This window comes from Streptococcus parasanguinis (assembly GCF_901875555.1).
Taxonomy (GTDB): domain Bacteria; phylum Bacillota; class Bacilli; order Lactobacillales; family Streptococcaceae; genus Streptococcus; species Streptococcus parasanguinis_H.
The window spans coordinates 92,828-113,376 of sequence record NZ_CABFMD010000031.1 but is presented as its reverse complement, the minus strand read 5'-3'; the positions used below and the strand labels follow the sequence as shown (position 1 = coordinate 113,376).

Genomic DNA, 20,549 nt, shown 5'->3' with positions numbered 1-20,549 from the left:
TTATTCACCTTCTTTCCCTTCTAGTGCTTTAAAATATGCTTCCTCAAAAGAGCCAAACTGTTTCAATATATCTTTTGTAGGACCATCAATAACAATTTTGCCATTAGAAATACCAACCAGATGATCTACCGTTAATTCTAACTCACTCATATAATGACTTGTCATTAAGACAGTTTTACCTTCATTGACAAAAGATTGTAAAAAATTACGTACCCAGCGAATTCCTTCTGGATCTAGTCCATTGATTGGTTCATCTAAAATTAAGATGTCAGGATTTGCTAATAAGGCTGTCGCTAAACCAAGACGTTGCTTCATTCCTAATGAATAGTCTTTTACTTTTTTATGTTTAGCTTCACTTAACCCCACCAACTCTAAACATTCCTTGCACCTATTTCTATCAACACCACAAGCCAAGCCAATCCACCGAAGATGCTGGAATCCTGTTCTTGTTGGGTAAGGTTTGCAACTGTCGAGGAATGATCCAACAATACCAAATGGATTATCTCCCAATTGAGAGTATTTTTTGCCATCGATCAACGCCATCCCCATTTGACTATTTTCCAAACCAAGTAAAATCCTAATTAAAGTTGATTTTCCAGATCCATTCGGTCCAATCAATCCAGTAATCTCACCTTTCTTAGCTTTGAAAGACACGTTTTGAAGGACAATTTTATTATTATATTCCTTATGTAGCTTTTGAATTGTTATCATTCATTCTTTTTCCCTTCTGACTTTTAGTGAAATTCCACCTTCACTTGGAGCAAGTATAACAGGAGAAAATCAGGAAATTCTCAGAATAATTATTTTTTTTATTTTCAACAAATTACATTCTATATTTGCTATAATATGCTCATATAATTGGAGGAACTATGAAGTATAAAATTTTAGCCATTGACGATGATGAAAAAATCTTACGATTAATAGGGAATGCATTAGAAGCAAACAACTTTCACGTGGAAACTCGTAAAAATATAGAGGAGATCAATATCTGTGACTTTACAGGATTTGATCTAATTTTACTTGACGTCATGATGCCTATTTCTGGTTTAGAAATTTGTCGTTCCATTCGTCCACAAATTGCTACTCCAATCTTATTTCTAACCGCTAAAGATTTTGAAGAAGATTTACTAAAAGGAATACAAGCTGGAGCCGATGATTACATCACAAAACCATTCAGCATAAAAGAATTGATTGCAAGAATTCAAATGCATCTTCGTAGAGAAGAAAGATCTCACGATTCCTCTAAAGAAGAAATGAATTCAGATATAACTTTTTATCGAGATCGTCAAGAAGTTTATTATCAATCAAAGAGAATTTCATTAACTAAGCGAGAGTTTGATTTACTTTATCTTTTAGCAAAAAATGAAAACCGAATATTTAGCACAGAAGAACTTTACAATTATCTCTATCCTGTAAGCTCTGACGCTCAACTACGGTCAATCACTGAATACATCTATCAAATTAGACAAAAATTTAAAATTCATCAAATTGATCCAATCAAAACAGTATGGGGAGGAGGATACAAATGGAAAAAGAATTGACGATCAAGCAACTCATTAAGCGTACCTACCTTACAATTATTTGGCAATTTCTTCTATGTCTTATACTTTTCTACATACTCCCCGCTCTTCTATCTTCTGTATCTGGAATCAATGAGAAAAATGCCAATCGCTTTGCTTTATTTTTTAGTGTCAGTTCTTGGATTTATCTTTGCATCATTTTAATTGTTATCATTGTAATAAATATTAGACAGTTATTAACCAAGATTCAAAAAGAAATGAAGATGGTTTATCATAGTGGTCTATATTTCACAAAAAATGAACATCACCATTTGCAGATTAAAGAATTTATTGAAACAAATGAACTGATCGAAAAAATGCAATCTGAAATAAAAAATAGAATTCAAAATGAAAAAGATCAAAAAAAAGAACTCACGTTTCAAGTATCTAGTGCTGCACATGATCTTCGTAGCCCTCTAACCGTCATCAGAGGAAATGCTGAATTCTTACAATCCACCGAGCAAACACCTCAAGCAATGGAATGTCTAAAAGATCTGGAACAAGCAAGTATTCAGTTAAACGATTATTTTAACCACTTTATCCAATACTCCAAAACTTTTTATGACCATGATATTCAACTTGAAAACATATCAATTAAACAAGTAACTTATCAATTACAGGAACATATCTCACCTTTACTCCCTAGAAATACACATTTTGTTTTTACTAACACAGTAACTCCATCAACACAAATTGCAATTCATTCCAATCTATTTTTCCGAGCAATCACAAATATTATTAACAACGCTATACAACATCAAAAAGAAAATGATGCACAAATCCAGCTAACAATTTCACAAGAAAATAGTCAATTAGTTCTAACTATATGGAATAACCAATCTAATTTTTCAAAAAATATATTACAGAATGCTGGAAATCTTTTCTATAAAGATGACCAAGCAAGAACACCCTCTCAAGAAAGTCACTATGGACTTGGTTTATCTTTCGTCAAACGCGTCATGAAACTTCATAATGGAACGATGCATTTAGAAAATATTAATCATGGTGCACAAGTCAAGCTAATTATTCCTATTATTATATAGAAAAAGCCGAACCCATCAATATGAGTTCGACTTTCCTTCATTTATGACTCCAATGACTCCAAAAAATCAGTAATGTACGAAACTTCATGTCAGAAAACCTAACATCAAAAGTTGATTTTTCTTGCTAAACTGATATTTTTCTGATATAATAGCTTTTATAGAAAAATATAAGATCATTCATACTCTATTTGGTATGAATGTTTTGTTTTTTCAGGCCATCCTTTGGTCAATGTACTCATGGGTCAAACACCCAAAGAGAAATGAAGAAAAAGGAGACAGAAATGAAGAAAAAATTACTAGCCTATTTGCTTTTCTTATTTCCTCTGGTAGCATTCGCTGGTCATGCTCATGCTGAGACGATCAAGGTCGTTTTCGACACAGCTTATGCACCATTTGAATTTAAGGATTCAGATCAAACCTATAAAGGAATTGACGTAGAAATCTTGGACAAGGTCGCTGAAATCAATGGCTGGGATTTAGATAAATCCTTCCCTGGATTTGATGCTGCAGTCAATGCTGTTCAAGCTGGTCAAGCGGATGCCATTATGGCCGGAATGACCAAAACAACTGAACGTGAAAAAGTCTTCACCATGTCTGATACTTACTACGATACAAAAGTTGTCATAGCGACTACGAAAGCCGACAAAATCACGAAGTACAGCCAATTAAAAGGAAAGAAAGTCGGTGTCAAAAACGGAACTGCAGCCCAACGCTTCCTTGATAAAAACAAGGACAAGTACGGCTACAGTATCACAACTTTTGATACGGGTGATCTCATGTACAATAGCTTATCAACTGGTGCAGTGGATGCAGTTATGGACGATCAGCCGGTCATTCAATATGCCATCCAAAAAGGTCAGGACCTAGCGATCAATATGGATGGAGAAGCAGTCGGTGGCTTTGCCTTTGGTGTTAAAAAAGGTGGGAAACATGAAAAATTGATCACTCAATTTAACAAGGCCCTCGCCCAAATGAAAGCTGATGGGACACTTGATAAGATCATCAAGAAATGGACCGGTGAAAGCCAATCATCTGGGAACAGTGCCGTTCCAGAAACCACTACTCCTGCTGGTCAAAAAGCGACCCCTAAAAAATCAAAATACAGTATCTCAAGTGATTCTTCCTTTGCACCATTCGTTTTCCAGAATGGGAAAAATAAGTATACAGGGATCGATATGGATTTGATCAAGGCCATTGCCAAAGACCAAGGATTTACTATTGAAATTGATAACCCTGGATTTGACGCTGCGGTCAGTGATGTCCAATCTGGTCATGCGCAAGGAATAATCGCAGGGATGACCGTGACCGATGCTCGGAAAGAAACATTTGATTTTTCTGAACCATATTATACTGCTAACTCTATTCTTGCAGTCCAAAAGGATAGCAAGATTGATTCTTACGATGACTTAAAAGGTAAGACGGTCGGTGTTAAAAACGGAACTGCATCGCAGACCTTCCTTGAAGAAAACCAAAAGAAATATGGTTACAAGATCAAAACTTTCTCTGATGGGGCTTCTATGTATGACAGCTTGAATTCTGGTTCTGTCGCTGCGATTATGGACGACGAACCGGTTATCAAATACGCTATTAAACAAGGGCGTAAATTCAAAACACCTATCGAAGGAACTCCAAGTGGTCAACTAGCATTTGCCGTTAAAAAAGGTGAAAATCCTGAATTGATCGAAATGTTCAATAACGGTCTTGCAAACTTGAAGAAAAATGGCCAATACCAAAAGATTCTAGATAAATATCTTAAGTCAGATAGCAAATCAAGTACTTCAAGTACAACAGCAGATGAAACAACAATCTGGGGCTTGCTCCAAAACAACTACAAACAATTGTTAAGTGGTTTGGGTGTAACCCTTGCCCTTGCACTTCTCTCTTTCGCGATTGCTATGGTGATCGGTGTTATTTTTGGGATGTTTAGTGTTAGCCCTTATAAATGGCTCCGCTGGACAGCAGAAATCTTTGTCGATGTTATTCGTGGGATCCCACTCATGATCCTTGCTGCCTTCATCTTCTGGGGAATTCCAAACTTGATTGAATCTGTCACAGGTCACCAATCGCCAATCAACGACTTTGTTGCAGGTACCATCGCCCTCTCCCTCAATGCTGCTGCTTATATCGCAGAAATTGTCCGTGGGGGGATCCAAGCTGTACCAATTGGACAGATGGAAGCCAGCCGAAGCCTTGGAATCTCTTATGGCAAGACCATGCGTAAGATCATCTTGCCACAAGCAACCAAACTCATGCTTCCAAACTTTGTAAACCAATTCGTCATTGCCCTGAAAGATACGACGATCGTTTCTGCCATTGGATTGGTCGAACTCTTCCAAACTGGTAAAATCATCATTGCTCGAAACTACCAAAGTTTCAAGATGTATGCGATCCTTGCCGTTTTCTACCTCGTGATTATCACCTTGCTAACACGATTTGCAAAAAAATTAGAAAAGAAGGTTAACTAATGACTAAATTAAAAATTGATGTCCATGACCTCCACAAATACTATGGTGAAAATGAGGTCTTAAAAGGAATCTCAGCGAAATTCTACGAAGGGGATGTGGTCTGTATTATCGGACCGTCCGGTTCTGGTAAATCGACCTTCCTTCGGAGTCTCAATCTACTCGAAGAAGTGACAAAAGGTCAAATTACCGTAAATGGATATGATCTAACCGATCCAAAAACCAATGTTGATTTGGTCCGTGAAAATATTGGGATGGTTTTCCAACACTTCAACCTCTTCCCTCACATGAGTGTCCTAGAAAACATTATGTTTGCGCCAGTAGAGCACAAACTGATGACCCGTGAAGAAGCTCAAAAAGTCGGGATGGAATTATTGGAAAAAGTTGGTCTCGCAGATAAAGCCGATGCCAATCCAAACAGCCTTTCCGGTGGTCAAAAACAACGTGTGGCCATTGCGCGTGGACTCGCCATGAATCCAGATATTATGCTCTTTGACGAACCGACTTCTGCCCTTGACCCTGAGATGGTTGGAGATGTCTTGAACGTTATGAAGGACTTGGCCAAGCAAGGGATGACCATGATCATCGTCACCCACGAGATGGGATTTGCCCGCCAAGTAGCCAACCGCGTCATCTTTACTGCAGACGGCGAATTCCTCGAAGACGGCAAACCAGACCAAATCTTCGATAACCCCCAACACCCACGTTTGAAAGAATTCTTGGATAAGGTGCTAAACGTTTAAAAAGATAATATACCCTCATGGTTTCTGAGGAGGCTGGGACAAAAGTCCTAGCCTCTTCTTGTTTTTGGATTATCGAGCAAGACGCAGTGGTTGAGTGGGCTCTACTACGCTGATTTCATCAGCTTTTACTGCCCTACTCAACTGTGCGGAGGTGGGACGACGAAATCGAATTCTAACGAATGACCGATTTCTGTCCCGCTCTCTTTTTTCTTGATTAAAGTCTATATCTAGTATATAATCAATCTATAACGTATAGATTGGAGATATATCATGGCTATAACTTTATCGAAACAATACAATTTTAAACTGAATGAAGCCACTATGGAACAAGCTCGAAAAATTATCAAGGAAAAGGGAATGACAATGACAGATGCTATTTCTTTATTTGTGGAGCAAATAGTCCTAGAGCAAGATTTGCCTATTAAGACGGCCGAAGATCTACATAGAGAACAGTTGATTGAAGAATTACAAGCCCAATCTGAGCGTGCCTTGAGAGAATACGAGGCAGGCGAAGGAACTTCCCTAGACGATATGAGGGTACGTTATGGCTTATAAAGTGATTGCTTCAAAAGAGGTCGAGAATGCTATCGACAATATACACGACTATATAGCTACGGTACTTCTATCCCCTCAATCCGCCAAAAATACTGTGACTAAAATCTTAGACAGCTTAAAAAGTTTAGAGATTTTTCCTGAAGCAGGCTTTGACGCTGATGAGAAAATCGGAGTAAAGATTAACAGCAAGTATCCCTCACGAGGAAAAATTATAGACCAATATGTTTTGCTTTACTTCATTGACCAAAAACGAAACACTCTTTTTTTATCTCACCTATTCCACACTAAAAGTGACTACGTTACTTTGTTACAAAAAGACAATAAAAAAAGGCCAAATACTTGAGACAACTTTCTTAAGTTTATAAGCTCCGAAACCTTAATTTTTGGTACCGTCTTGGTTTGACAATACGGTATATATATAATATTTTACAGCTATATCCCCTTTAGAAACCTTGATTGAATTCAGTCCAATCTTATTCAACAACGAGGATTTTCTATAAGTTGTATATAATTTCCCCTCTTGGAACTTTAGAGATGTTGGATGCAATAATGTTTTCTTGCCATACTTAAGGGACAAGTTATGAATTCCAAACATAAATAGACACTTCCTGGTGATAACACTTACATCTAGCAATTTTGCTAGATGCTTTTTTTGTACTAAAAAAGCATTTTCAGGTTTGAAAATGCTTTTCATTCTAACGAATTTGTTGCTGAGCTGTCTGCATCTTGTAGTAAACACCTTTTGCTTGCATTAGCTTTTCATGAGTGCCATGCTCAACAATATCGCCATCCACCATGACAAGGATCATATCGGCATTTTGAATGGTCGATAAGCGGTGGGCAATAATAAAGCTGGTCCGTCCCTTCATGAGCTGATGAAAGGCATCTTGAATCAAGACCTCAGTCCGGGTATCAATAGACGATGTCGCCTCATCCAAGATCAAAATCTTAGGAACCGAAAGGAACACACGCGCAATCGTTAAGAGCTGGCGTTGCCCTTGTGAGAGGGATTCTCCTGCATCTGAAAGATAAGTATCATAGCCTTGTGGCAACTGCCGGATAAAGAAATCCGCATTGGCTGCTTTGGCTGCTTCTATCACTTCTTCTCTGGTCGCATCTGGCCGAGAAAAAGCGATATTTTCATGAATCGTCCCAACCTTAAGCCAGGTTTCTTGTAGAACCATGCCAAACTGTTGGCGGTAGGAAGCACGAGTGTAGTCCGTAATTGGTACCCCATCAATCGTGATCTCTCCAGAATTAACAGGGTAGAAACGCATGAGCAGATTGATCAAGGTCGATTTTCCTGCTCCTGTAGGCCCTACAATCGCTACTTTACTAGCGGCTGGAACCTGAATGGTTAAATCTTTGATCAAGGTCCGTCCTAAATCATAGCCAAATGCGACATGCTCAAAACCAATCGCTCCTTTGACATCCTGAGTTTCTAGAACCTGATGTCCCGTCTCTTTGATCTCATCTTGATCCAATACGCTGTACAAGCGCTCTGCGCAGGCAAGGGCACTTTGGAGTTCTGACAAGACAGAGGAAATATCATTAAATGGCTTGGTGTATTGGTTGACATAATTGAGGAAGGTCACTAATTGACCAACTGTGAAGTGCGAACCTGAAATGATTCGAACCGCACCAAATCCAGCCACCACTGCATAAATCAAGGCATTCACAAAGCGAGTCGCAGGATTGACAGTAGAAGAATAAAAGATAGCAGATTGGGAATACTTGGCGTAGGTTTCATTCGTCCCCTTAAAGGCCTCGCGGAATTGATCCTGAGCGTTAAAGGACTGGATCAAACTTTCTTGCGTCAACGACTCTTCGATCAACTGAGTTTGCAGGCCACGCGCCTTGGTCTGCTCTTGGAAAAGCGTATAAGAACGCTTGGCAATAAAACGAGCAATCAAAAGAGACAAAGGAGTCAAGACCAGAACCGCTACCATCATAAAGAAATCCAGCTCTGCCATTGTTACAATGGTCACAAGAATGGTTAAGATCCCAACAAAGAACTGGTTAAAGACCATCAGAAGCCCGCTATTGAGTTGCTCCACATCGGTCGTGAGACGACTGACGAAGTCCCCACTCCCTTGTTTATCCAGATAAGATAAGGGCAATCGATGCACTTTTTCCATGACTTCTTCTCTTAGGGTTAGGCTAAACCGATAGACCAATTGATTGTAGAGAAGGGGATTGATCCATTGAATCAAGGTATTCGCTAAAATAATCAGTACCATTTGGACCAAAACGGGCAATAAGACTGTCATCCCTTGAGGATTGATGACCAAGTCAACCGCATGTCCAATCAAGATCGGTAACCAAACCGTCAAGGCTACTTGAGCAATGGTTCCGATACTGGCTAGAATCAGGAGCCCGGGATGGTGAGCAAAATCTCTAAACAGACGTTTTAAATAACTAGAACCTTTTTTACTCATGCTTCCTCCCTCCCGTGTTGTGATTTATGAATTTCTTGATAAATCTCATTCGTAGCCAAGAGGAACTCATGATTGCCCAGGCCTACTTGATGGCCCTTATTCAAGACCAAAATCTGATCAGCCGACTTGAGACTATTGGTTCGTTGAGATACTAAGATCAAACTTGTGTCACTCAATTCTTCTTTAATCGATTTTAAGAGACGAGCCTCCGTCAAATAATCCAAGGCAGAAGTCGAATCATCCAAAATCAAGAAAGGGGCCTTTTTCAAAAGAGCACGCGCAATGGTCAAACGCTGGCGTTGACCACCTGAAAAATTTCGACCAAAGGCTTCAACCGGCTCATCCAGTTGTCCTTCTTTTTCACGAACAAAATCAGCCGCCTGAGCCGTTTCTAGTGCCCACCACAAATCATGATCTGTCACACTTTCATCCATCCCAAGTAAGAGATTGGAACGAATGGTTCCTCTAAAGAGCTCTGCCTTCTGTGGGACAACAGCTACCCACTCCCGCCACTCCTTGAGAGTTTTAGGAGAGTGAGCTTGATGATAGAGGGCTAATTTACCCTGACTAACGGCATACAAATGACTCAATAACTGAACAAGGGTGGACTTCCCAGATCCTGTACCACCGATAATTCCCAGCATCTGACCTTGGTCAAGATCAAAGGAAATTCCCTCTAGGGCTGGGCTTGAAGCCGTTGGATAGGTGAAAGAAACTTCCTCTGCACTGATCGCTTCTTGTTCTGTTGCAGTTTCCTCTGCCAAAGCTTCTAGGAGGTCTTCTTCTTTCAAATCAAAGACCTCTTGTACCCGCTTGGCTGAAATATAGCTGACATTTAAAGACGTGACCAGCATAGCCAGCTTGATCAATTCTGTTAGAATTTGCAATAAATAATTGACCAGAGCGACCAACATCCCTTGAGTCAGAAGACCAGCAGAGATGGTCAATTGTCCCTGCCAAATAACACAGACTAAGGTCGTATTGACCACAAGGTAGGTCAAGGGACTCACCAAACTAGACCAGATACCAGCTCGAATTTGCCAGACTTTGTAGTCCTGATTGACCTCTCTAAAATCTTCTAATTCACGAGCCTGTTGTCCAAAGGCCCGAATCACTCGCATCCCTTGAAATTGCTGACGGGTTACCGTAACCATTCGGTCTGTGATTTTCCGAATGGTTGCAAAGAGAGGATTGACAATCCGAGACATGATGACAATAATCAGCGTCAAAATGGCTACCATCCCCAAGAACCAAAGAGTTAGTTTCGGACTGATCGTAAAGGCCATGATAATAGAGCCAAAGACAATAATCGGCGCCCTCAAAAAGAGACGCAAGAAGAGATTGATCCCAACCTGGATTTGATAAGTATCCGAAGTGAGACGGGTTACCAAACTAGAAGTACCGATCCTATCTCGCTTGTCCTTTGGAAGGGACAAGATCTTATCATACAAATCCTTGGTCATCTCGCGTGTAAAGCCGACAGCTGCCTTAGAAGAAAAATACTGGGCCGTAATAGCTACGACAACACCAAAGCCGGCAAATAAAAACAAAACTCCGACCGTCATCACCACTCCGCTCGTTTCCTTTTGAGGAATGACCTGATCGACCAAGTGGGCAATGATTAAGGGAACACATAATTCAAAAATGGCTTCTAAAAGTTTAAACACGGGCCCTAAAAAGGTTTCTGCCAAATAGCCCTTAAAATACTTCAATAACGATTTCATACGACTCGATTCTAATTGTAAAGGATGTACCTATTTTACCACAATTTTGACAGACAAAAAAACTCTCCCTGCATAGCAGAGAGAATGAGAACACAAATAAACTGCACTTTTATACAAATTTATTAACTTCTTTAAAGATAAAAAAATTTTATTTGTTAAAGTTATTCAATCATCTACTGTAACTTTCCGCTGTGAGAAAAGTGCTAGAAACACTATTGTTTCTAGCACTCGGAATTATTGAGACCTTAGGCTCAATAATTAGTCATGGAACTTCTTCGAAGTTTGCTGACGTCCGTCCTCGCCTAAGGAAAGTTTCTAAGATGACTTTTTCTTCAATCTTAATCTCCCTGCATAGCAGAGAAAGTTCGTTTAGTTTTGTTCTATTTAAACCTTGCTAGACAAATGAACCGTCAGAATTTTATTCACTCTTTAGGCTCTTGTTTAAGGTCTTGCCCATTTTTCTCAGTCCAATCAGTAAGAGAGGGAAAGAGAATAAGGTTATAAGTCCTAACACAATAAAGACTGCTACAAATCCATAACTATCAATAAACCAACCCGTCAGTGGGAAGATAACGATCATGGATAGACTAAACATCATCGAATTGATACTCAGCATGGTTGCACGCACACTGGACGGTAAATAGCCTTGTAACTCATTGTAGTATATGGGTTGGTACACTGCATAAAGGGCATTGGTTAAGAGATAGACACTTAGATATGCGAATGGAGTCCTGAATGCGACCAAAAACAAGGCCAAACCTGTCAGTGCAACCAGAATCGGAAAGACGCTATCACTATTCCATTTTTTTCCGATTTGACTAGCCAGATAAACCGCTAGGAGATTTAAGAGACTCCCAACAAGCATAACGAGCGACACTTGCCAACTAGCTAGGTCACTAATTTTCTGTTGGTAGTAAAAATAAAACATACACATGATGGTCCCTACCAACTGATAGGTGAGCATCCAGTAAAAAAGTACTGGTTTTTCCTGCCATTCTTGTTTGACTACCACCACTATCCGTTTTAAGGTAAGCCGGTCTCTTTCATTATTCTTGGTTTCAGGCTCTTTCATCAGAAAAATCAAGAAAATGGAAACTAATGAAAGGCCAATGGCAATATAATAGGTCCAAGCCAAGGCGCCATGAACAAAGAGGCCTGCCACAACTGTACCTAAAGTTCGGGTGACCTCAGCCACACCAGACAAAAAGCTAGAAATTTGAAGATACCGGTCCTTTTGACCCACTTCTACTGCTGAATCATATAAGAAAGCGGTACTGGTTCCCGAGTCAAAATTGTAGGACCAGGCATTGACCATCATGGCAAGCGCATAAATCCAAAAATTCCCCTGACCAAATAAAATCAAGATGGAGGATCCAATACTGGATAAGCGAGCCAAATAGAGATTGGTCTTGTAGCTAAATCGATCAGCCAACATACCAGAAGGGATCTCACACAAGAGACTGGTCCCATGAAAGATACTCTCTAAGAGACCGATTTGAAGCAAGGAAAGACCATTCTGAATGAAAAATAAAATCCAAAAACTGGTGATTCCAAAATAAGATGTAAATTCCAGTCCTGCTAGGAGTGGAATATTGCCTTTGTAAGTTCTTTTAAACATTGTTTTCTCTCTTTCAATAGATATTTTTTGTGTTTCTAAAAGACTTACTTAGAGTTGCCTACATTTTCTCCACCTCCTCTATTCTTTCTTGATTTATTTCCTGACGCAATTGGATGACTTGATTAGACAGGGATACCAATAATTCCGTTTGCAGCTTTTGAATTTCCAGTAAATCCGTCTGGTCTTGTTGCACCATATGGTCAATCTTCGTATGCAATAAGCGGATTTCCCGTTCAGACTCCATATTGACGTTAAAGTCATTTCGCGCTTGCAGGCGATCATAATCTGCCGCCCGGTTTTGGCTCATCATGATCAGAGGAGCTTGAATGGCTGCAATCGTAGACAGGGCTAGATTCAACAAGATAAAAGGATACGGGTCAAAATTCCAGCCAAAAGGATGCACCACGTTAATCAGCATCCAGATCCCCATCATCAAGATAAAGGTGATGATAAAAGTCCATGACCCACCAAATCGTGCGACCGAATCCGCCACCCGCTGACCAAAGGTATAGCTAGCCGTTAAGCGGTCTTCAACGTTAAAGGGAGCCTCCGTCATCGGCAAGACTGCCGTCACCTGTTGCTTGATCGCCTCATTTTTCTCATTCGCCCGGTCAATAATTTGGGACAAATAATCCATACAATACTGACTTAAATTCTTGTAGGTGATAAAGTCATCCATCTGACTATCGGGATAAGAAATCTGCAACATGGTTTGGATGGTATGATCCAAGTCAGCAATCAAAGCACCATGAATACAATCATATTCTTTTCCATCAATGATATCTCTTTTCAGCATAAGAATCCCTTTCCTAATCATCTTGTGATATAAAAGTTAAAAACGCCTACCGGCGTTTTTACGTCTTTTAAGGTTTGATACGGTGCAACATACGTGGGAATGGAATGGCTTCACGGATATGTTTTGTACCAGCCGCAAAAGTGACCATCCGCTCGATACCGATCCCGAATCCGCCGTGTGGCACTGTACCGTACTTACGAAGGTCAAGGTAGAATTCATACTCTGTACGATCCATGCCAAGCTCTTCCATCTTAGCGACAAGGGCATCATAGTCTTCCTCACGCATCGAACCACCAATGATTTCTCCGTAACCTTCTGGTGCAAGCAAGTCTGCACAAAGCACGCGCTCTGGGTTACCAGGAACTGGTTTCATGTAAAATGCCTTGATAGCTGCTGGATAGTTGATTACGAAAGTTGGGATACCAAAGTGGTTTGAAATCCACGTTTCGTGTGGTGAACCAAAGTCATCTCCATGCTCAAGATGCTCGTAATCAGCATCCTCATCACCCTCATGTTCTTGCAAGAGGTCAATAGCTTCATCATATGTGATCCGTTTGAATGGCTCTGCAATGTAGCGTTTCAAGAGCTCTGTATCCCGTTCTAAAGCTTCCAAAGCTTGAGGAGCACGGTCCAAAACACCTTGAAGCAAAGCTTTCACATAAGCTTCTTGCAAGTCAAGTGACTCGTCATGCGTCAAGTAAGAGTACTCAGCGTCCATCATCCAGAACTCAGTCAAGTGACGGCGAGTCTTAGATTTTTCAGCACGGAATACTGGACCAAAGTCGAAGACGCGACCAAGGGCCATAGCACCAGCTTCAAGATAAAGCTGACCAGATTGGCTCAAGTAAGCTGGTGTTCCAAAGTAATCTGTTTCGAAAAGTTCTGTAGAATCTTCTGCTGCATTTCCAGAAAGAATTGGGCTATCAAATTTTATGAAGCCATTCTTGTCAAAGAACTCATAAGTCGCGTAGATGATGGCATTACGAATTTGCATAACAGCAACCTGCTTACGAGAACGCAACCACAAGTGGCGGTTGTCCATCAAGAAATCTGTACCGTGTTCTTTGGGAGTGATTGGGTAGTCTTGCGATTCACCGATGACTTCGATGTCTGTAATATCGAGCTCATAGCCAAATTTCGAGCGCTCGTCTTCTTTGACAATCCCTGTAACGTAAACAGACGTTTCTTGGCTCAAGTGTTTGATGGTATCAAATTTTTCAAGTCCAGTTTCTTCGCCAAATTTTTCGATAAAGTTTGGTTTGAACGCTACACCTTGGAAAAAGGCAGTCCCGTCACGCAATTGCAAGAAGGCAATTTTCCCTTTACCTGATTTGTTTGCTACCCAAGCACCGATGGTCACTTCTTGACCGACGTAGTCTTTTACTTCGATGATGGTAATCCGTTTTGTCATAATTCATCTTCCTTTTCTGGTTGTTCTTGTCCAAAGACATCATTACCTTTTATTGTAACACAATTCACCTATATACGCTAGATTCTACCTGCCAAAAATCTTGTTTTTTTAACAGAAAAGATTCCCAGAATGCTAACTGAGAATCCTTATTGCTTATTTTTCCATAAAGGCCTTAAGGCGACGTACAGCTTCCTTGAGCGTATCCAAATCGGTCGCATAAGACAAGCGAACATTTTCAGGAGCACCAAAGCCAGCTCCCGTTACCAGAGCGACCTCTGCTTCTTCCAAAATCGCTGTAGTAAATTCCGTCACATCCGTGTATCCCTTCATCTCCATGGCTTTCTTGACATTTGGGAAAAGATAGAAGGCTCCTTGCGGTTTGATGGCTTCAAAACCAGGCACTTCATTCAAAAGAGGATATATGGTATTCAAGCGCTCTTCAAAAGCTTTACGCATGATCTCAATAGAAGATTGGTCTCCTGTCAAGGCTTCAATGGCAGCATATTGGGAGACCGTCGTTAAGTTGGAAGTTGTCTGGCTGATGACCTTGGCCATGGCTCCGATAATTTCAGAATCCCCTACTGCAAAACCAACCCGCCAACCAGTCATGGCATAGGTTTTGGAAACTCCGTTAATCACGATGGTTTGCTTGCGAATCGCCTCTGATAAGCTAGAAATTGGCGTAAAGGTGTTGCCATTATAGACCAAACGGCCATAGATATCATCTGCCAAAATCAAGATATCATGTTCAACAGCCCAGTTACCGATCGCCTCCAATTCTTCCTTGCTGTAGATCATTCCTGTAGGATTAGAAGGCGAATTCAGTAAGACAACCTTTGTCTTGTCTGTACGCGCTGCTTCCAGTTGCTCTACAGTGGCTTTGAAGTGATTTTCTTCTGTTGTTTGGAAAGTAACAGGTGTTCCTTCTACCATCTTGACCTGGTCTACATAAGAAACCCAGCAAGGAGTTGGGATGATGACCTCATCACCTGGATTGATAACAGAAGTAAAGAAAGCATAAAGAATAAACTTGGCCCCAGTACCCACCACTACTTCATTGCGGTTCACTGCATAGCCATAGAATTGCTTCATATAGTCGCTAATGGCATCCTTCAATTCTGGAAGCCCAGATGCTACCGTATAAAAGCTAGCCCGACCATCCTCGATCGATGCGACTGCTGCTTCTTGAATGTTTTTTGGAGTCGCAAAGTCAGGTTGACCAAGCGTCAAACTCAAGATATCCCGACCTTCTGCAGCTAAAGCTTTGGCACGAGCATTTGCAGCCAACGTCACGCTTTCTTCCATTTCCAATACACGATTTGATAATTTCATATTTCCTCCTCAAATCTTAAAAAACACCAGTGACTTTCCCAGTCTTGAAATCCACCACATAATAAGAGCTCCCAGCTTTGACTTCCCAGATCGGTTTGCCTTTAAAGCGTCCAAAAGTTACCCGATCAATCGCGTCTTTGCTCTTCTCTTTCACAATCGCCTTTGCTTTTTTCTGGCTGATCCCCTCTTTTAAAGGGTAAGTATAGACCTGATCATCTGCTTCCGCCACCAAGACCGCTAGTTCTTGGCCCTCTTGGTCCTTGCCAATAAAAGAAAGATACGCTTCTTTGCCATGAAAGAAACTCTCTGTTTCAATGGTAGCGATCGAAGAGTGAGACAAGGCTGTCTTTCTTGCTTGAGCCATTTGATCCTGCAAGCGATCGGAAGTTTTTTCAGCAAGAAATAGCCAAGAAAAAAGGACCGTCAACACTAAGATACAGATTCCTATTATATGTTGCCATATGATAAAAAGATTATTTTTCTGTTTCACTCCCCCATTATACACTAAAGCCACCTAGAATTCTATAGATTTTCAAGAAAGAATTGTTACCAATATTTCATACCTGTTACAATGTTTTAGTATAAAATTGTTTGAGAAACAAACTAAAATTAACACCATTACTATTATTTGTTCATAGTTTAATAAAAATGTCACGATTTTGTAACTAATTTGAAAATAAAATTAAACGATAGAAATACTATTTATTGATAAAATATAGATATGGAAAATTTAAAGAGATTATTCAAAGAAGCAAACGTAGATTTAAAAACTATGATCGTCTTCCACAAGGCAGAACGATTGATCCGTGCCTCTGAGGCTCATATCTTTAAAAAGCACCAGTTGACACCAACTCAATTCTCTGTCCTTGAGACCTTGTACAGCAAGGGCGATCTCCGCATTCAAGATCTGATTGATAGCATTCTTGCGACCTCTGGAAATATGACTGTGGTTATTCGCAATATGGTCCGCGATGGTTGGATTACACGCGAAACCGATCCAGAAGACCGCCGTGCTTATCTTGTATCTATTACAGATGCCGGTCGTAAAAAGATCGAAGAAGCTCTTCCAGATCATATCAAAAATATTCAACGCTTGATGCAAGTCTTTAATAGCGGTGAGCAAGCTGAGTTGACAGAACTCTTGAAGAAATTCAAACACATCGCCTAAACCTACTGCTCAAGACGATTCTGACTCCAAAATCCTCTATTTTGGGGTTTTCATCGTGCATTCTCTTTATCTAACAGATCAAAAAAATATTCCTGATGCTTGTCAGGAATTTTTTTATTTATTCTTTCACAAAGACCCATTCTTTCTCTTGCGATAAATCCTCACGATAAGAGAAACCTGCTACTTCTAATGATTTCAGATCTTCTAGATGGGTGATTTCTTCTTTCATCATAGCTGTCACCATGGCCCCACGTGCTTTCTTTGAAATCGTTGAGTGAATCTTCAGTGTCCCACCACGATTCTCCATGAATTTGATCCGGATCATTCGCTCACGAATGGTTTTTGAAAAGACCTGTTCAAACTCAGAGGACAAAAGAGATAGGATCTGCTCGTCACCTTCTACTGCCTGATCATAGTCTTCTTTCCAGAGTGACTTTAGAGACTTTCCAGCTGGTTTTAGCTTCATCATAAAGTCCAAGCGATGGGGAGCAATCCCTTCATAGGCGGGTAGCACACCGTATAAAGCAGTCGTGATCAACAAATGCTCCTGCAGATAATCCTGCTTTTTTTTAGATAAGTTTTGACGCTCGATGCTCCGGTACATGAGACCATCAAACAGTTCCAAAGCAGGATAAGTTTTAGCACTCCCAGCTAACAGAGCCTCAATTCTTTCTTTTTCTATTATGGCTCTTTCATCTGAGATCCCGTAAAAGGTCGCTAATTCTTCTAGTGAGAATTGTTTCAAAGCTTGGAGGATGGTTTTTGTCTTGTGTGACAAGGGTTGGGACTCGACCATACGAGTCTGTTCGTTCAGTTCTTTAGCGGATGGAATTAATAGTTTCATAGGTCTATTGTACCATATTTTTCAAAATTTCTTGACAGGAGTTTTTATTAATGTTATTATCTAGTTATGAAAACTAGATCAAAGAAAGGTGAAGATTTAGTGTCCACTTTTTCCTATCCAACCTGGGAGCAACTGCCTGAGCTAGACCTCTATCTCGATCAGGTCCTTCTTTATGTTAATAAAACCTGTGCACCTGTCCTCTCTTCTTCAGACAAGGGCTTGACAGCTGCCATGATCAACAATTACGTAAAACATGGTTACGTCGAAAAACCAGATAAGAAGAAATACCAGCGTAAACAGGTAGCTCGCTTGATCGCTATTACAACCTTAAAAACGGTCTTTTCTATTCAGGAGATCGCTTCTACCTTAAATTTCTTACAGGACCAGGCGAGCTCAGATCTTCTCTATAATAGCTTTGTTGCTTATCTCAATGAGCAAAAAGAACCGATCGCTCCCATTATTCGCTCTGCCTGTCAGACCGTTCAACTTTATCTTGAAACCCTATCTTATATTCAACCAGTAAAAACGGAGGAAGAAACTGATGAATTATACCATGAAACTAAGTAAAAAATTATCCTTTGGAGAAGAGATCGCCAATAGCGTAACCCACGCTGTTGGAGCCCTTCTCATGCTGATCTTACTTCCAATCTCAGCTGTTTATAGCTTTGAGCAACACGGTCTTCTCAGTGCTTTTGGAACTTCTATCTTTGTGATCAGTCTCTTTTTGATGTTTCTGTCTTCGACCGTCTACCATGCTATGTCTTACGATTCGCCTCAAAAGTATGTGCTTCGTATTATCGATCATTCCATGATCTACATTGCGATCGCAGGTAGTTACACACCGGTTGTCCTCACCTTGATGAACAACTGGATGGGCTACAGCATTATCTTAATCCAATGGGGGACCACTATCTTTGGCATTCTCTACAAAATCTTTGCCAAAAAAGTCAATGAAAAGTTCAGCCTCGCTCTTTACTTGATCATGGGCTGGTTGGTCATCTTTATTATTCCCCAAATCGTCAGCCAAACCAATCCAGTCTTCTGGGGTCTCATGCTCATGGGAGGACTTTGCTACACTGTTGGAGCGGGCTTTTATGCCAAGAAAAAGCCATACTTCCACATGATTTGGCACCTTTTCATCCTTGCAGCTTCTGCTCTTCAGTATTTAGCCATCGTTTACTTTATGTAATACTGCTACCACTCTTCGGAGTGGTTTTTTTGTGATTTTTTCTGTACAATAGAAAAAAACTGTATGGGGACAGTCAGAATGAAGACGAGCAAATACCAAGAAATTATTCATGTTTTAAAAAAGGCTATTCAAGATGGTGAACTAGAAACCGGACAGAAAATTCCTTCTGTACGCCAGTTAGCCAGTCAATTTTCTTGTAGTAAGGATACGGTGCAACGGGCCTTACTGGATTTGACCTACCAGCACTTCCTCTATGCTAAACCTCAAAGTGGCTACTATGTTTTGGAGCAGGCACCTGATCGACATGAGGATCTTCCACTAAAATTAGAGAAAGACCGCGACCAAGCTTTCGAGGATTTCCGGACCTGTATCAACGAAACTTTGATTGGTCGTGAGAATTACCTCTTCAATAACTTTTCGGACCAAGCAGGCTTACTCGAAGTACGCCAATCGATTCAAGGCTTATTGAAGGAAGAAGGGATTTATACGACTGAAAATCAAATTGTTTTAACTGCTGGTACCCAGCAGGCACTCAATATCCTCAGCCAGATTGACTTTCCCAATAAAAAATCGCAGATCTTGATCGAGCAGCCGACTTATCATCGGATGAACCAACTCTTAGATTCGCAGCAACTTGCCTACCGGACCATTCAACGAAATTTAACGGGAATTGACCTCGAGGAACTCGAAGAGATTTTTAAGAGTGTCCACATCAAATTTTTCTACACGATCCCCCGTTTTCACTATCCGCTCGGTCATAGCTATTCAACCAAGCAAAAAGAAGCGATCTTGCAACTAGCTGACCGATATGATGTCTACCTTGTCGAGGACGACTATTTAGGAGATCTTGATGGCCGCAATGCTCCTTCTTTTCATTATCTAGATCGCAATAATCGAGTTATCTATATCAAGTCTTTTTCGACCAATCTCTTTTCTGCTCTTCGCATTACTTCCATGATCCTTCCCCAATCCCTTCTTAAACCTGTCTTGACCTATAAGACAATTCTGGACTATGATAGCAACCTTATTATGCAAAAGGCTTTGAGCCTCTATATCGATAATGGTATGTATCTGACCAATAAAAAGCGACTCCTCGCCAGAAAAAAAGAGGAAGAAATAAGTCTGAAGACTTTGATGGAGCAGTCTGCTCTTCTACCTTATCTGACCCTGACCCACGATGGGGTCCTAGTAGATCTTCATCAGGTCAAATCTCTTGCTGCCTTAAAACACAGTGGACTCCCGCTTGATTTCTTTGAAGCAGCCTACATCACTCCTTGTCCCTATCAACTAGCAAAAATCCAATCAGCAGATGTTGCCAAACTTTTACCAAAGCTGACGCCTTTTTTTGAAAGAGAAACCCTCGTATAGCCTATACGAGGGTCTTCTTATTTCTTTAAGTGCTCATAGACAAGTTTGGCATTTTGAAGGCCAATCCGATAGTCCAGGCGAATTAAGCGAATGGCTTCTATCTCTGGAGCCTTGAGATACCTCTCTTTTTGTTCCTTAGAAATACTTCCCGGTTGAAGGAGGAAATGGGTTAGTTGATTCCTTACCTTATTGAGCTCGACTTGCAGAGTGAAATAGAGTCCAAATAAGATAATCACAACTCCCATGAGGATAAAATCATTTGACATATGCCTTACTCCCTTTTCTTCTTTTCTTTATTT

Annotated in this window: 20 protein-coding genes; 10 read left to right on the top strand and 10 right to left on the bottom strand. The window is 40.5% G+C overall.

The window, feature by feature from the left end:
• Positions 1-711 carry an ABC transporter ATP-binding protein gene (locus JX304_RS06755; RefSeq protein ID WP_205011811.1) on the bottom strand — a complete coding sequence of 237 codons (711 nt, stop codon included), beginning with the start codon at positions 709-711 and terminating at the stop codon, positions 1-3.
• A gap of 158 nt (positions 712-869) precedes the next feature.
• On the opposite strand from JX304_RS06755, the gene JX304_RS06750 reads away from it, so the two are divergent.
• The 6 genes from JX304_RS06750 to JX304_RS06725 all read left to right on the top strand — a co-directional run bounded on the left by JX304_RS06750 (position 870) and on the right by JX304_RS06725 (position 6,705).
• Entirely contained in the window at positions 870-1,541 is a 672-nt protein-coding gene (locus JX304_RS06750) for a response regulator transcription factor (RefSeq protein WP_205011810.1), read from the top strand.
• A complete protein-coding gene (locus JX304_RS06745; protein ID WP_205011809.1) occupies positions 1,526-2,602 on the top strand; it encodes a sensor histidine kinase in 1,077 nt (358 codons plus the stop codon). Before JX304_RS06750 ends, JX304_RS06745 begins: the two co-directional genes overlap by 16 nt.
• Before the next feature lie 281 nt (positions 2,603-2,883).
• On the top strand, positions 2,884-5,067 hold the full coding sequence (locus JX304_RS06740) for an amino acid ABC transporter substrate-binding protein/permease (protein WP_205011808.1): 2,184 nt from the start codon (positions 2,884-2,886) through the stop codon (positions 5,065-5,067).
• On the top strand, positions 5,067-5,807 hold the full coding sequence (locus JX304_RS06735) for an amino acid ABC transporter ATP-binding protein (RefSeq protein WP_200773367.1): 741 nt from the start codon (positions 5,067-5,069) through the stop codon (positions 5,805-5,807). The genes JX304_RS06740 and JX304_RS06735 overlap by 1 nt, the downstream gene beginning before the upstream one ends.
• Positions 5,808-6,077: 270 nt before the next feature.
• The gene (locus JX304_RS06730; protein ID WP_033629679.1) at positions 6,078-6,362 is read left to right on the top strand and encodes a type II toxin-antitoxin system RelB/DinJ family antitoxin; all 285 of its coding nucleotides are present in this window, start codon (positions 6,078-6,080) and stop codon (positions 6,360-6,362) included.
• Positions 6,352-6,705, top strand: coding sequence for a type II toxin-antitoxin system RelE/ParE family toxin (locus tag JX304_RS06725; protein ID WP_205011807.1), 354 nt, complete (start codon positions 6,352-6,354; stop codon positions 6,703-6,705). The genes JX304_RS06730 and JX304_RS06725 overlap by 11 nt, the downstream gene beginning before the upstream one ends.
• A 352-nt stretch (positions 6,706-7,057) precedes the next feature.
• Here JX304_RS06725 and JX304_RS06720 read toward each other — a convergent pair whose 3' ends face one another.
• From JX304_RS06720 to JX304_RS06690, 7 genes are all read right to left on the bottom strand, one after another.
• Positions 7,058-8,800 carry an ABC transporter ATP-binding protein gene (locus JX304_RS06720; protein ID WP_205011806.1) on the bottom strand — a complete coding sequence of 581 codons (1,743 nt, stop codon included), beginning with the start codon at positions 8,798-8,800 and terminating at the stop codon, positions 7,058-7,060.
• A complete protein-coding gene (locus JX304_RS06715; protein WP_205011805.1) occupies positions 8,797-10,524 on the bottom strand; it encodes an ABC transporter ATP-binding protein in 1,728 nt (575 codons plus the stop codon). Before JX304_RS06715 ends, JX304_RS06720 begins: the two co-directional genes overlap by 4 nt.
• 418 nt (positions 10,525-10,942) lie before the next feature.
• On the bottom strand, positions 10,943-12,142 hold the full coding sequence (locus JX304_RS06710; protein ID WP_205011804.1) for an MFS transporter: 1,200 nt from the start codon (positions 12,140-12,142) through the stop codon (positions 10,943-10,945).
• A 58-nt stretch (positions 12,143-12,200) separates the two neighbouring features.
• Positions 12,201-12,938, bottom strand: coding sequence for a DUF1003 domain-containing protein (locus JX304_RS06705; protein ID WP_205011803.1), 738 nt, complete (start codon positions 12,936-12,938; stop codon positions 12,201-12,203).
• Positions 12,939-13,005: 67 nt separating this feature from the next.
• Positions 13,006-14,349, bottom strand: a complete 1,344-nt coding sequence (gene asnS / locus JX304_RS06700) for an asparagine--tRNA ligase (protein ID WP_430544375.1) — start codon at positions 14,347-14,349, stop codon at positions 13,006-13,008.
• Positions 14,350-14,502: 153 nt separating this feature from the next.
• Complete coding sequence (locus JX304_RS06695; RefSeq protein WP_205011802.1) at positions 14,503-15,681, bottom strand: pyridoxal phosphate-dependent aminotransferase; 1,179 nt, start codon at positions 15,679-15,681, stop codon at positions 14,503-14,505.
• Positions 15,682-15,697: 16 nt separating this feature from the next.
• Positions 15,698-16,045: a DUF5590 domain-containing protein gene (locus tag JX304_RS06690; RefSeq protein ID WP_239649419.1), complete on the bottom strand. Its 348-nt coding sequence runs from the start codon at positions 16,043-16,045 to the stop codon at positions 15,698-15,700.
• Between the two features lie 357 nt (positions 16,046-16,402).
• On the opposite strand from JX304_RS06690, the gene JX304_RS06685 reads away from it, so the two are divergent.
• Positions 16,403-16,849: a MarR family winged helix-turn-helix transcriptional regulator gene (locus tag JX304_RS06685; RefSeq protein WP_003001765.1), complete on the top strand. Its 447-nt coding sequence runs from the start codon at positions 16,403-16,405 to the stop codon at positions 16,847-16,849.
• 118 nt (positions 16,850-16,967) lie between these two features.
• Here the strand turns inward: JX304_RS06685 and yaaA are convergent, their stop codons facing one another.
• Positions 16,968-17,693 (bottom strand): peroxide stress protein YaaA, encoded by a 726-nt coding sequence (gene yaaA / locus JX304_RS06680; protein ID WP_205011800.1) that lies wholly within the window; start codon positions 17,691-17,693, stop codon positions 16,968-16,970.
• Between the two features lie 66 nt (positions 17,694-17,759).
• Here yaaA and JX304_RS06675 point away from each other — a divergent pair, with 66 nt between their 5' ends.
• From JX304_RS06675 to JX304_RS06665, 3 genes are all read left to right on the top strand, one after another.
• Positions 17,760-18,260, top strand: coding sequence for a DUF1836 domain-containing protein (locus JX304_RS06675; RefSeq protein ID WP_205011799.1), 501 nt, complete (start codon positions 17,760-17,762; stop codon positions 18,258-18,260).
• Positions 18,235-18,882 carry a PAQR family membrane homeostasis protein TrhA gene (gene trhA / locus JX304_RS06670; protein WP_205011798.1) on the top strand — a complete coding sequence of 216 codons (648 nt, stop codon included), beginning with the start codon at positions 18,235-18,237 and terminating at the stop codon, positions 18,880-18,882. The genes JX304_RS06675 and trhA overlap by 26 nt, the downstream gene beginning before the upstream one ends.
• 63 nt (positions 18,883-18,945) lie before the next feature.
• A complete protein-coding gene (locus JX304_RS06665) occupies positions 18,946-20,250 on the top strand; it encodes a PLP-dependent aminotransferase family protein (RefSeq protein WP_205011797.1) in 1,305 nt (434 codons plus the stop codon).
• Between the two features lie 17 nt (positions 20,251-20,267).
• Here JX304_RS06665 and JX304_RS06660 read toward each other — a convergent pair whose 3' ends face one another.
• Positions 20,268-20,516 carry a hypothetical protein gene (locus tag JX304_RS06660; RefSeq protein WP_205011796.1) on the bottom strand — a complete coding sequence of 83 codons (249 nt, stop codon included), beginning with the start codon at positions 20,514-20,516 and terminating at the stop codon, positions 20,268-20,270.
• Between the last annotated feature and the right edge of the window lie 33 nt (positions 20,517-20,549).

Bases quoted from the DNA above. Each gene is read 5' to 3' on its own strand.
- JX304_RS06755 (WP_205011811.1), bottom strand. From the start codon at position 711: ATGATAACAATTCAAAAGCTACATAAGGAATATAATAATAAAATTGTC.
- JX304_RS06750 (WP_205011810.1), top strand. From the start codon at position 870: ATGAAGTATAAAATTTTAGCCATTGACGATGATGAAAAAATCTTACGA.
- JX304_RS06745 (WP_205011809.1), top strand. From the start codon at position 1,526: ATGGAAAAAGAATTGACGATCAAGCAACTCATTAAGCGTACCTACCTT.
- JX304_RS06740 (WP_205011808.1), top strand. From the start codon at position 2,884: ATGAAGAAAAAATTACTAGCCTATTTGCTTTTCTTATTTCCTCTGGTA.
- JX304_RS06735 (WP_200773367.1), top strand. From the start codon at position 5,067: ATGACTAAATTAAAAATTGATGTCCATGACCTCCACAAATACTATGGT.
- JX304_RS06730 (WP_033629679.1), top strand. From the start codon at position 6,078: ATGGCTATAACTTTATCGAAACAATACAATTTTAAACTGAATGAAGCC.
- JX304_RS06725 (WP_205011807.1), top strand. From the start codon at position 6,352: ATGGCTTATAAAGTGATTGCTTCAAAAGAGGTCGAGAATGCTATCGAC.
- JX304_RS06720 (WP_205011806.1), bottom strand. From the start codon at position 8,800: ATGAGTAAAAAAGGTTCTAGTTATTTAAAACGTCTGTTTAGAGATTTT.
- JX304_RS06715 (WP_205011805.1), bottom strand. From the start codon at position 10,524: ATGAAATCGTTATTGAAGTATTTTAAGGGCTATTTGGCAGAAACCTTT.
- JX304_RS06710 (WP_205011804.1), bottom strand. From the start codon at position 12,142: ATGTTTAAAAGAACTTACAAAGGCAATATTCCACTCCTAGCAGGACTG.
- JX304_RS06705 (WP_205011803.1), bottom strand. From the start codon at position 12,938: ATGCTGAAAAGAGATATCATTGATGGAAAAGAATATGATTGTATTCAT.
- asnS (WP_430544375.1), bottom strand. From the start codon at position 14,349: ATGACAAAACGGATTACCATCATCGAAGTAAAAGACTACGTCGGTCAA.
- JX304_RS06695 (WP_205011802.1), bottom strand. From the start codon at position 15,681: ATGAAATTATCAAATCGTGTATTGGAAATGGAAGAAAGCGTGACGTTG.
- JX304_RS06690 (WP_239649419.1), bottom strand. From the start codon at position 16,045: ATGGCTCAAGCAAGAAAGACAGCCTTGTCTCACTCTTCGATCGCTACC.
- JX304_RS06685 (WP_003001765.1), top strand. From the start codon at position 16,403: ATGGAAAATTTAAAGAGATTATTCAAAGAAGCAAACGTAGATTTAAAA.
- yaaA (WP_205011800.1), bottom strand. From the start codon at position 17,693: ATGAAACTATTAATTCCATCCGCTAAAGAACTGAACGAACAGACTCGT.
- JX304_RS06675 (WP_205011799.1), top strand. From the start codon at position 17,760: ATGAAAACTAGATCAAAGAAAGGTGAAGATTTAGTGTCCACTTTTTCC.
- trhA (WP_205011798.1), top strand. From the start codon at position 18,235: ATGAATTATACCATGAAACTAAGTAAAAAATTATCCTTTGGAGAAGAG.
- JX304_RS06665 (WP_205011797.1), top strand. From the start codon at position 18,946: ATGGGGACAGTCAGAATGAAGACGAGCAAATACCAAGAAATTATTCAT.
- JX304_RS06660 (WP_205011796.1), bottom strand. From the start codon at position 20,516: ATGTCAAATGATTTTATCCTCATGGGAGTTGTGATTATCTTATTTGGA.